General features: G+C 66.4%; 11 protein-coding genes. 4 read left to right on the forward strand and 7 right to left on the reverse strand.

The window, feature by feature from the left end; translation table 11 throughout:
• Positions 1-198: 198 nt before the first annotated feature.
• Positions 199-1,362: a glycerophosphodiester phosphodiesterase gene (locus ISS20_RS20380; protein WP_291439027.1), complete on the forward strand. Its 1,164-nt coding sequence runs from the start codon at positions 199-201 to the stop codon at positions 1,360-1,362.
• 88 nt (positions 1,363-1,450) lie between these two features.
• On the opposite strand, the gene ISS20_RS20385 is transcribed toward ISS20_RS20380, so the two are convergent.
• From ISS20_RS20385 to mutL, 3 genes are all read right to left on the reverse strand, one after another.
• Positions 1,451-1,918 (reverse strand): hypothetical protein, encoded by a 468-nt coding sequence (locus ISS20_RS20385; RefSeq protein ID WP_291439029.1) that lies wholly within the window; start codon positions 1,916-1,918, stop codon positions 1,451-1,453.
• A complete protein-coding gene (locus ISS20_RS20390; RefSeq protein WP_291439031.1) occupies positions 1,881-2,141 on the reverse strand; it encodes a hypothetical protein in 261 nt (86 codons plus the stop codon). The genes ISS20_RS20385 and ISS20_RS20390 overlap by 38 nt, the downstream gene beginning before the upstream one ends.
• Positions 2,142-2,208: 67 nt before the next feature.
• Positions 2,209-4,296, reverse strand: a complete 2,088-nt coding sequence (gene mutL / locus ISS20_RS20395) for a DNA mismatch repair endonuclease MutL (protein ID WP_291439033.1) — start codon at positions 4,294-4,296, stop codon at positions 2,209-2,211.
• A gap of 108 nt (positions 4,297-4,404) precedes the next feature.
• On the opposite strand from mutL, the gene ISS20_RS20400 reads away from it, so the two are divergent.
• Positions 4,405-5,052, forward strand: coding sequence for a DedA family protein (locus ISS20_RS20400; RefSeq protein WP_291439034.1), 648 nt, complete (start codon positions 4,405-4,407; stop codon positions 5,050-5,052).
• A gap of 110 nt (positions 5,053-5,162) precedes the next feature.
• Here ISS20_RS20400 and ISS20_RS20405 read toward each other — a convergent pair whose 3' ends face one another.
• Positions 5,163-5,402, reverse strand: a complete 240-nt coding sequence (locus ISS20_RS20405) for a glycine zipper 2TM domain-containing protein (RefSeq protein ID WP_291439036.1) — start codon at positions 5,400-5,402, stop codon at positions 5,163-5,165.
• Between the two features lie 244 nt (positions 5,403-5,646).
• Here ISS20_RS20405 and ISS20_RS20410 point away from each other — a divergent pair, with 244 nt between their 5' ends.
• Positions 5,647-7,227: a methyl-accepting chemotaxis protein gene (locus ISS20_RS20410; RefSeq protein ID WP_291439038.1), complete on the forward strand. Its 1,581-nt coding sequence runs from the start codon at positions 5,647-5,649 to the stop codon at positions 7,225-7,227.
• Positions 7,228-7,308: 81 nt separating this feature from the next.
• Here the strand turns inward: ISS20_RS20410 and ISS20_RS20415 are convergent, their stop codons facing one another.
• The 3 genes from ISS20_RS20415 to tsaE all read right to left on the reverse strand — a co-directional run bounded on the left by ISS20_RS20415 (position 7,309) and on the right by tsaE (position 9,770).
• Positions 7,309-7,650 (reverse strand): cupin domain-containing protein, encoded by a 342-nt coding sequence (locus tag ISS20_RS20415; protein WP_291439040.1) that lies wholly within the window; start codon positions 7,648-7,650, stop codon positions 7,309-7,311.
• A 119-nt stretch (positions 7,651-7,769) separates the two neighbouring features.
• Entirely contained in the window at positions 7,770-9,233 is a 1,464-nt protein-coding gene (locus tag ISS20_RS20420) for an N-acetylmuramoyl-L-alanine amidase (protein WP_291439042.1), read from the reverse strand.
• Between the two features lie 6 nt (positions 9,234-9,239).
• Positions 9,240-9,770, reverse strand: a complete 531-nt coding sequence (gene tsaE, locus ISS20_RS20425; protein ID WP_291439044.1) for a tRNA (adenosine(37)-N6)-threonylcarbamoyltransferase complex ATPase subunit type 1 TsaE — start codon at positions 9,768-9,770, stop codon at positions 9,240-9,242.
• Positions 9,771-9,782: 12 nt separating this feature from the next.
• On the opposite strand from tsaE, the gene queG reads away from it, so the two are divergent.
• On the forward strand, positions 9,783-10,674 hold an 892-nt coding region (gene queG / locus ISS20_RS20430), incomplete at its 3' end, for a tRNA epoxyqueuosine(34) reductase QueG (RefSeq protein ID WP_291439046.1).

A 10,674-nucleotide genomic window follows, 5' to 3' on the forward strand; every position in this document is an offset into this window, starting at 1 on the left:
GAATTATGTCCAAAAGTTATACGTTCATGCCGATGTCTATGCACAATGGTGGGGAATGTGGCCGGGATATTTGCCACATGTTGGTGCGTTTGGCGGGTGGTTCGGCCGTCATCAGTTGGTCAAGCCAACGTCATGGCCTTGTCACATGCCGACGCCACAGTTCGGCGGTTCTACCAACAACATAGCGAGGAGAAGAGCATGCACATCACTGGTGTGAAATGGGGCGCGCTGGCCATGGTGGCCACGCTGGCAGCCTGCGGCGGCAGCGACAACTATCCCTACCCCACGTTGAACGGCGACAAGCCCCTGGTGATCGGCCATCGGGGCACGGCGGGCTACCGGCCCGACCACACGCTGGAGGGCTACAAACTGGCCATTGACATGGGCGCCGACTTTATCGAGCCCGATCTGGTGGCTACCAAGGACGGTGTGCTGGTTGCCCGCCATGAGCCCAACATCACGGGCACCACGGATGTCTCCACCCGCGCCGAGTTTGCGGGCCGCAAGACCAAGAAAGTGGTCGATGGCGTAGAGGAGGAAGGCTGGTTTGTCACCGACTTCACCCTGGCCGAACTCAAGACCCTGCGCGCCATCCAGCCTCTGTCGGACCGCGACCAGTCGTACAACGGCAAGTTCCAGATCCCCACCTTTGAAGAAGTGCTGGACCTGGCCAAGACCGAAGGCGCCAAGGCTGGCCGCACCGTGGGCGTGTACCCAGAGACCAAGCACCCCACCTACCACGTCAAGCAAGGCCTGCCGCTGGAAGACCGCCTGCTGACCATCCTGGCCAAGTACGGCTACACCTCCAAGAGCTCGCCAGTCATCATCCAGTCGTTCGAGGTATCCAACCTCAAGTACCTGCGCACCAAGACCCAGGTGCGCCTGGTGCAACTGGTGGATGCCGACGATGTGAACCCCGATGGCACCATGTCGCTGGTGGCCCCGTACGACAAGCCCTATGACTTTGCAGTGGCCGGTGACTCGCGCACCTTCGCCAGCCTGCTGACCCCCGCAGGCCTCAAGGAAGTCAAGACCTATGCCGACGGCATTGGCCCCTGGAAGCCGTACCTGATCCCCTCCAAGCAGGTGGATGCGAACAAGGACGGCAAGGCCGACGACCTGAATGGCGACGGCAAGATCGACGAGCGCGACCGCGTGATGATGGCGCCCACCGACGTGGTGAAGAACGCCCACGCCGAAGGCCTGTTCGTGCACGCTTACACCTTCCGCAACGAAGCCAAGCGCCTGGCCTCGGACTTCAAGGGTGATCCCAAGGCCGAGTACAAGCTGTTCTACAACCTGGGTGTGGACGGCGTGTTCAGCGACTTTGCCGACACCGCCAAGGCTGCGCGGGACAACTGACCGCGACATCCGGCCGCGACAGTGTGGCGTGCCGCATGCCCACAAAAAAGCCCGCATGCGCGGGCTTTTTTTATGCATTGCGCTTGTGTCAGAACCCCAGCGCAAACCCCAAGCTCAACAAGGTGCGACCTTGCTGGCGGCCCACGGTAGCGTCGAGCTGCTTGCCAGGCGCCCACTCCCACCGTGCGCCCGTCTGAAAGGTGGGGGCGCTGCCCTGGGTGCCAAAGGCCTCCAGGTGCGGCGTGATGGCTCCCCAGCTGCGTTCCACCGAGGCGCCCCAGGTGGCGCGCCAGGACTGGCCGCGCTCGCGCTGGCTGCCCAGGTTGGCATTGACCACGCCCCAGGTCGCGGCGCAGGTGCCGATGAGATTGAGCGCCACCACGCTGCCCGCGCTTTGCCCGGCACTCTGGCGCCGGTGAACGACACCGGCACTGCTGCCTGCGTTGCAGCCCTGCTCTTGCGCGGGGCTCCACAGCCACTTGGCCTGCACGCCTTGCAGGGTGTGGCGCTCGTTGCGGTCACGCGCCAGCACGGCGCCCAGCTCCAGTCCTGCCATGGGGGTGAAGGCAGGGGCCATGTACACCGTGCCGGGCTGGCCGCGCTGGCCCCCACCACACTTCGACGTGACCATGGCCCACCTCGTCCACGCCTGCATCGTCCACAGACAGAGGGCGCCCGGCGTGGGCGGACCAGGCCAGGCACAGGCTGGTGGTGGCTGCCAGCATGCGCGATGCGGTGGCGGTGACGTGGGCGGTACGGTGGTAGCGGTGCTGGGTCATGGAGGGCGATGGGCAATGGCTGGAGAAGGGGGCTCTGGCTATGTCGTGGGCGGTGTTGTGCCCGCCGCTAACGTCCGCGCAGGAACAGCGCATCCAGCTCCTTCATGCTCAACTGCCGCCAGGTGGGGCGGCCGTGGTTGCACTGGTCGGAGCGGTCTGTAGTTTCCATCTGGCGCAGCAGGGCGTTCATCTCGTCGATGGTGAGCCGGCGGTTGGCCCGCACGGCCCCGTGGCAGGCCATGGTGCCCAGGATTTCATTGCGGGCGCGTTGCACCACGGTGGTGGCGTCGTGGGCGGCCAGCTCGGCCAGCACGCTGCGGGCCAGCTCCACCGGGTCGCCTTGCGCCAACGTGGTGGGCACGGCACGCACGGCCAGGGTCTTGGGGGAGAAGGGCACCACCTCCAGGCCCAGCGTGGCCAGCACTTCGGCAGATTCTTCGGCCGTGGCGACTTCTTGCGGTGTGGCGGCGAAGGTGGCAGGGATCAGCAAGGGCTGGCTGGCAATGCGCGCCCCGCTGTCCACCTGGGCCTTCAGGCGTTCGTAGACGATGCGCTCGTGGGCGGCATGCATGTCCACCACCACCATGCCCTGGGCGTTTTCGGCCAGGATGTACACGCCGTGCAACTGGGCCACGGCCTTGCCCAGGGGCCAGGCGGTTTCGTTGCCATCGCGGCCCACGGGCCAGGCCGTGGGTGGGGTGCTGGCCAGGGGCTCGGTGGGTGCGCCTGCCAACTGAGCCTCTGACTCTCCAAACGGCGCACCACCCAATGGCATGGCAGATGCATGGAGTGCAGCGGGCGTTGTGCGCGCTGCGAGCGCATCTGCCTGGGCCGACGGCGCCCACAGCCCACCCACGGCCGCGCCCGATGCTTGGTCTGCCATGGGGCTGGAGGATGTCGCACTGCGCGGCCCCCACAGGGCCTGCAGGTCTTCCACACGGTGACCATGTTCTTCAAATTTGATAGCGGCCTGGGCATTCCACACCGGCGCTTGGGGCGTCTGGGGCTTGAAATGCTCCCCATCACCGGCTGCGGAGGGGTTGGGTGCCGCCGCAGCCGCTGCCAATGCGGCAGCCCGTGGCGCAGCCAGCGCGTTTTCCACCGCATGGCGCACGGCCTGGTGCACCTCGCGGCTGTCGCGAAAGCGCACCTCGATCTTGGTGGGGTGCACGTTCACGTCCACACGCGCCGGGTCGATTTCGACATACAGCGCATAAATAGGCTGCTTGTGCCCGTGCAGCACGTCCTCGTAGGCGCTGCGGGCGGCGTGCGTGAGGACCTTGTCGCGCACAAAGCGACCGTTGACGTAGCAATACTGGTGGTCGGGCCGCGAGCGGGCCGCGTCGGGCAGGCCTGCGCGGCCGGTGACGGTGACCGGACCCACGCGGTGCTGCACGGCGACCGACTGGGTGACAAAGTCTTCGCCCAGCACGTCCGACAGGCGGCGGGCCAGCGCGTCATGGGCGTCCTGCGGATCACCCTGGCCGGGGACAAAGGTGGCGCGCCACTGCTCCACCAGCTTGCCTTCGTGCCAGATGGCAAAGCCCACATCGGGCCGCGCCAGCGCGTGGCGGCGCACCGATTCAATGCAGTGGGCCAATTCGGTGGCGTCGGTCTTCAAGAACTTGCGGCGCGCGGGCGTGGAGAAGAACAGTTCCTTCACCTCCACCGTGGTGCCGGTGCTGCGCGCGGCGGGGCGCAGCTCACCACTGCGGGCGTCCAGCAAGAAGGCGCTGGCCTGCGCGGCCGGGCGCGAGAGCAGGGCCATCTCTGACACCGAGGCAATCGCGGCCAGTGCCTCGCCCCGAAAACCCATGGTGGCCACGGTTTCCAGGTCGTTGAGATTGGTGATCTTGCTGGTGGCATGGCGGCGCAGGGCCACGGGCAGCTCCTCTTGCGGGATGCCACCACCATCGTCTTCCACGGTGATCAGCCGCACGCCCCCGGCCGAAAGGCGCACGCTGATCTGCGTGGCGCCCGCGTCCAGCGCGTTGTCTACCAGTTCGCGCACCACCGAGGCGGGGCGCTCCACCACCTCGCCGGCTGCGATTTGGCTGATGAGTTCATCCGGCAGGTCGCGGATGGGGCGGCGCGTGGTGGTTGGGGGGCTGGATGCGGGCTGGGCCGCTGCGAGGAAGGGGGTGGGGTCGTTCACCCACCGGATTTTAGGGCGGGGGCTGCGCAGGGGTATCGGGCTGGGGTGGGGCGCGATGGGGATAATGCGCCCACCTTTTTTCCGCGCCGCGCCCGGGCCCGCCTTTTCATGGAACTTGTCACTTTTCTCATCGACTTCATCCTGCATGTGGATAAGTACCTGGAGGCGTTTGTGCAGACCTATGGCATGTGGGTGTACGCCCTGCTGTTTGCCATCGTGTTCGTCGAGACAGGCCTGGTGGTGATGCCGTTTTTGCCGGGCGACTCGCTGCTGTTCATTGTGGGTGCGCTGTGTGGCGCGGGCATGATGAGCTTTCCGCTGGCGTGCGCGGTGCTGCTGGCGGCGGCCATTTTGGGCGACCAGTGCAACTATTCGATCGGCCGTTACTTTGGGCCGAAGGTGTTCCAGTGGGAGGATTCGCGCTGGTTCAACCGCCGGGCGTTCAACCAGGCGCACGAGTTTTACGAGCGCTATGGCGGCATCACCATCGTCATTGCGCGTTTCATGCCCTTCATCCGCACGTTTGCGCCCTTCGTGGCGGGCGTGGCAGAGATGAATCGCGCCAAGTTCACGGCCTACAACGTGGGCGGGGCGCTGCTGTGGGTGCTGGGCATTGCCACGGCCGGGTACTTCTTCGGCAACTTTGCCTGGGTCAAGGAGAACCTGGACAAGATCATCTGGGCCATGATTTTTGTGCCTGGCCTGATTGCCATCTTTGGCGCTTGGCGCGCCGGGCGCCAGGCACGCGCAGCTTGAAGATCCATTAATTCGCTATCAAATAAAGAGCGGCAGGCGCATGTAAATTATGCGCCTGCCGCTCTTTTTATGCCCAGATCAACGCTCTGGGCGGGGAGGATCCCCAGGGCTTAACGGCGATAAGGGCGGCGTTGGTCGCGGTCTTCACCGATTTCGTGGCCGATGAGGGCGCCAGCCGCCGCGCCGCCAATGGTGCCCACGGGGCCGCCAAACACGGCATTGCCAGCAACCCCGCCGACTACAGCGCCGACGCCTGTGCCGACCTGGGCGCCCGATGGATTCGAAGCGCAACCACCCATTGCCAGGGCCGCAGTGCAGGTGGTCGCAAGAAGGATGTGACGGATGTTCATGGCGAGATTCCTTAATGGTTATGGAGTCAGGCCGTGGTCCCCAATCCGCGGTGGCGGCTGAAGCTCGACCTGTGCCTCTACTGTCGCTGCCACTCCCAGGTGCCGGTGTAGGCGGGCAAGGGCGTCGGCTGTAGGACAGGTAGCACTGCGCCACTAAGGGTTTCCCTGCGCCCGGCGCTGTTGCCAACCGGGTTGCGCAGGCAGATCATTTCCTCGGCGTACATAACTTACAAAAGGACACGCGATGACCCAGCACACACAGCAAGCCGGCCGGGGAGGTGTGGGCGCCCAGTTGACGGTGGCGCAGCAGATCGGGCTGATCGTCGCCGTAGCGGTACTGGCCCTGGTGGTCGTCCTGGCGCTGAGCCTGGTGCGGGTGCAGCGCCTGGGGGCCACGGTGGACCACCTCGCGTCCGAGCAGGTGGAGCGATTGCAGCTGGCGCTGCGCTGGCGCAGCAATATTGCCGTCAACTCCACGCGCGTGTTCTCCATCGCCCAGACCGAGGGCGACGACCTGCAAAATTACTTCAAAGACACGATGGCCGCCACCACCGCCGACACCAGCAAGGTGCAAAAGCGATACACCGAGCTGGAGAACAGCCCCGAGGGCCTGCGCATTCAGGAGGAGCTGGCCACCATCCGCAAGTCGTACCTGGAAACGCGCGACAAGTCGCTGGAGCTGAAAAAGGCGGGCGACATGGCCCAGGCGCGCGCCTATGCGCTGGGCACGTTTGCGCCGGTGCTGGACAAATACAACGCCATTGCCGACAAGATGGTGGAGTACCAGGTGCGCCGCTCGGCCGAACAGGCAACCGAGGCGGCAGAGCTGATTCAGTCGTACCGCATGACCGTGCTGGTGGCGGGTGTGGCAGGGCTGGCGCTGCTGGTGGTGTTGTCGTGGGTGGTCGTGCAGCGCATCCGTCGCTCACTGGGCGCGGTGAGTGCGGTGGCGCAGCGCATTGGCGAGGGTGACCTGTCCCTGTCCATCGAGGTGCAAGGGCGTGGCGAGGTGGCCGAGATGATGCGTGCCATGCAGGGGATGCAGACCTCGCTGGTGCGCATCGTGGGCGACGTGCGGCATAGCAGCGACAGCATTGCCACGGGCTCCAGCGAGATCGCCATGGGCAACGCCGACCTGAGCCAGCGCACCGAAGAGCAGGCCAGCAATCTGGAGGAGACCGCAGCCTCCATGGAAGAGATCACCAGCACCGTGAAGAACAACGCCGACACCGCACGCAAGGCGGCCACGCTGGCCGGGACGGCATCGCAGGCGGCGGTCAAGGGCGGCGAGGTGGTGGGCCAGGTGGTGACCACCATGCAGGACATCTCGGCCGCATCCAGAAAGATCACCGACATCATCAGCGTGATCGACGGTATCGCTTTCCAGACCAACATCCTGGCGCTGAACGCGGCGGTGGAAGCCGCCCGTGCGGGCGAACAGGGCCGGGGATTTGCCGTGGTGGCCAGCGAGGTGCGCAGCCTGGCCCAGCGCAGCGCCGAAGCGGCCAAGGAGATCAAGACCCTGATCGGCGCGAGTGTGGAGAAGGTGGAGAACGGCACCCAGCTGGTGAGCAACGCCGGGCAGAGCATGGAAGACATCGTCGCCCAGGTGCAGCGGGTGAGCGACCTGATTGGTGAAATCTCCAGCGCCACGGGTGAGCAGACCATTGGCATCAGCCAGGTGGGCGAGGCGGTGATGCAGCTGGACCAGGTCACCCAGCAGAACGCTGCCCTGGTGGAGCAGAGCGCGGCTGCGGCCGACAGCCTCAAGCACCAGGCCGCAAGGCTGGCAGAGATCGTGAGCGTGTTCCGGCTGGGGCGCTGACCGCCTTCAGCGCCGCACGGTCTTCACCCCCTCAGGCCTTCGTGGCCCGGAGTGCAAAGAGGCCAAGAGGCCGAAGAGGCCTCAGGTTTTCTCCGCAGGCTTGAGGCACATCGTCACCAGCAGTGACGCAGGTTCTACCGCCTTGAGCGAATGCAGCGCGCGCGGTGCCAGGTGCACAAAGTCGCCGGGGTGCAACTGCTGCACGCCCTGGTCGCTGGCAAACTCCACCAAGCCCTCGATGCACAACACGGTGGCCTCGCCGGGGGTCTGGTGTTCTTTCATGGATTTGCCCACGGGCAGGACCACCCGCATGACTTCGAGCTGGCCGGCTTTGAGGACGGCGGTGGTGACGGTGTCGGCCAGTCGTGCTCCCAGGGGACGCACGCTGACGATCTGACCAGATTGGGCGTGGGGCAGGGCCATGGCAGTTCTCCTTGCTGGCCAAGGCGCGGTGCGCGCCCGGCCGATGCAGGCTACTGTGCCTGCAGTTGGCAGTGCGCGCAAGGTGGGCTCGCCGTCCCGCGCGCTATGTCCCGGCCTACCTACACCGACCGGCTGCGCGCCAGCGGCGGGTTCTTGGCGAAGTAACGCGTGATGCCGCGCATCAACGCGTCGGCCAGCTGCTCCTGGTAGGCGCTGCTGCGCAGGCGTTTTTCTTCTTCGGGGTTGCTGATGAAGGCGGTTTCGACCAGCACGCTGGGGATGTCGGGCGCCTTGAGCACCGCAAAGCCTGCCTGCTCCACGCGCGGTTTGTGCAGCTTGCCCACGTTGCCGATCTCGCCCAGCAGCACGGTGCCGAGCTTGAGGCTGTCGTTGATCTGTGCGGTGGTGCTCATGTCCAGCAGCGCGCGCTGCACATGCTGGTCCTTGGACTGCACGTTGATGCCACCCACCAGGTCGGCCTGGTTCTCCTTGTTGGCCAGCCAGCGGGCTGCGGTGCTGGAGGCACCGCCCTGACTCAGCGCAAACACGCTGGCGCCGCGCGCCTCGGGGGTGGTGAAGGCGTCGGCATGGATGCTCACAAACAGGTCGGCCTGCACGCGCCGGGCCTTTTGCACACGGGTGCCCAGGGGCACAAAGTAGTCGCCGTCGCGCGTGAGGTAGGCGCGCATGGGGTTGCCGCCCACGGTGGTGGCGTTGATGCGGTCGCGCAGCAGGTGGGCCACGCGCAGCACCACGTCTTTTTCGCGGGTGCCAGCGGGGCCGATGGCGCCCGGGTCTTCACCGCCGTGGCCGGGGTCGAGTGCCACGATGATGATGCGGTCCGTCTCGGTGGCCGTGGCGCGGTTGCCAGGGCGTGAAGGCGCCGCGGTCGCTGCACCCGGTGCAGGCGCTGCGGCCACCACCGGTGGCTGTGCTGGCGGCTGGGCCGCGGTGTTGCCAGGCGCGGGGCCACTGGCGCGCTGCGCGATCAGGTCGCCCAGCGGGTCGTGCTCGGCTGCTGGTGCCGGGGCGCGGGCTGTGGCGGGTGCGGGTGGCGGTACTGGCGTGGCGGCCGGGGTATTGGCATCGCGCAGGCGCTCGGCAATCAATGCCTCCAGCGGGTCCACGGGCGCTGCGGGGTACAGGTCAAACACCAGCCGGTGGCGGTAGGCGGCAACGGGCGGCAGCGTGAACACCTGCGGCATGGCCGGTTGTTTGAGGTCCACCACCAGCCGCACTACACCCGGTGCGTTCTGGCCCACGCGGATGCCCGCGATGTTGGGGTCGTCGGGCTTGACCTTGGCCACCAGCTCGCGCAGCTCAGGGCTCAGGTCGATGCCCTCGATGTCCACCGCCAGGCGCGGCGGTGAGGTCACGAAGAACTGCTTGGCCACCAGTGCGCCGTCGGATTCGATGGTGACGCGTGAGTACTCGGGGGCCGGCCACACGCGCACAGCCAGGATGGTGGCGCCACGTGCAATCTGCTGTGCGCCCAGCAGCAGCACCAGGCTGCTGGCGCGCAGCACGGCACGGCGCGATGGCTGGGAAGCGGCGTGGCGGTCGGGCAGGGGGGGTTCGTTCACGGTGTCTCAGAGAGCTTGCAGCAGGCTGCGCCCCGTGGCGGTGGGGGCATGCAGCGTGACCTTCCTTTCGGTGTCATCCATTGCTTCAATGTGGATAGCAAGGTCTGCAAGCGGGGTAAGCGCTGCGGCCTTCTCCGGCCATTCTGCCACCTTGAGGCCGGGGTTGGCAAAAATGTCCCTGAAACCCGCGTCTTCCCACTCGCGTGGGTCGTCAAAACGGTAAAAGTCGAAGTGCCAGATGGAGAAGCTCGGCGCCTCGTGGGGCTCCACCACCGCATAGGTGGGGCTCTTGATACGGCCCTGCACGCCCAGGGCGCGCAGCAGGTGGCGCACCAGGGTGGTCTTGCCCGCGCCCAGGTCGCCGTGCAGGGTCACAAAGGCGTTGGCCAGCAAGGGCTGTGCGGCAAGGCGCTGCGCGAAGGCAGCGGTGTCTTCCTCGCTGTGCCAGGTGAAATGGCGCGTGGTTTCGGCAGGGGGGGCGGCCGCAGCATCGTTGCCGCTTTCTACAATCTGGCCGGTATGTGGTGCAACAGTCAACTCGTTCCTCAAATGCAGGAGTGGGCCCGCGAGCTGGGATTTTCCCAAATCGGCGTGGCGGGGGTGGACTTGTCTGCGGCAGAGCCGGGTCTTGCGGCCTGGTTGGCGCAGGGCTTCCATGGTGACATGCATTACATGGCATCCCACGGCATGAAGCGTGCGCGCCCGGCCGAACTGGTGCCCGGCACCGTGAGCGTGATCACGGCGCGCATGGATTATTTGCCGCGCGATACAGCCATGGACGCACCCGAAGGCTGGCAGGCCGCCGAATTGTCTCGCCTGTCCCGCCCGCAGGAGGGCATTGTCTCGGTCTACGCCCGGGGCCGGGACTATCACAAGGTGCTGCGCGCCCGGCTGCAAAAGCTCAGCGACCGCATCGCCGAGGCCATCGGCCCGTTCGGCCACCGCGTGTTCACCGACTCCGCCCCCGTGCTGGAGGCCGAGCTGGCAGCGCGCAGCGGCCAGGGCTGGCGCGGCAAGCACACGCTGGTGCTCAACCGCGAGGCCGGGTCGATGTTCTTTCTGGGCGAAATCTATGTGGACATGGCGCTGCCCCCGAGCGCGCCCGTCACCGCGCACTGCGGCAGCTGCAGCGCGTGCATCGATGTGTGCCCCACGCAGGCCATCATTGCGCCGCACCGCATCGACGCGCGCCGCTGCATCTCGTACCTCACCATCGAACACGCAGGGCCCATCCCAGTGGAGTTGCGCCCGCTGATGGGCAACCGCATCTATGGCTGTGACGACTGCCAGCTGATTTGCCCCTGGAACAAGTTTGCGCAGGTCAGCCGCCTGCCCGACTTTGACGAGCGCAAGGGCCTGTCGGGCCAGCAGCTGGCGCACCTGTTTGCGTGGGATGAGGCCACGTTCCTGCGCATGACCGAGGGTGGCCCCATCCGGCGCA

It is taken from the genome of Acidovorax sp., from assembly GCF_016783915.1.
Lineage (GTDB): Bacteria > Pseudomonadota > Gammaproteobacteria > Burkholderiales > Burkholderiaceae_C > Acidovorax.